Here is a 249-nt window from a genome sequence, read left to right as displayed (position 1 = left end):
CCAGTTTCTCTACCTCCGCAGCCAGGATTTCGAGATTCGGCGCGTTCAGTGCATTGGCAACAATGTCCGCTCCTTCACGAGCGAGAGCTAGTGATATTTCCTTGCCGATACCTCGAGCAGCCCCGGTTACCAACGCAACCTTGTTGTCCAACTTACCCACGATCACCCTCCTGTCTTTCGACTTTGTTTGCGCCTTGCCGATGTCGACGTTAACGTCGATGCCCACCGTGCTCTTTGCCGGGCACAGAG

Annotated in this window: 1 protein-coding gene; it reads right to left on the bottom strand. The window is 55.4% G+C overall.

Annotation, left to right across the window (positions count from 1 at the left end; translation table 11 throughout):
- On the bottom strand, positions 1–247 hold a 247-nt coding region (locus RYX56_RS26465), incomplete at its 3' end, for an SDR family NAD(P)-dependent oxidoreductase (protein WP_439108534.1).
- Positions 248–249 lie beyond the last annotated feature (2 nt).

The sequence above is a fragment of the Alkalihalophilus lindianensis genome, assembly GCF_032843265.1.
GTDB classification, from domain to species: domain Bacteria; phylum Bacillota; class Bacilli; order Bacillales; family Bacillaceae_D; genus Alkalihalophilus; species Alkalihalophilus lindianensis.
This window is presented reverse-complemented; position numbering and strand designations above follow the sequence as displayed.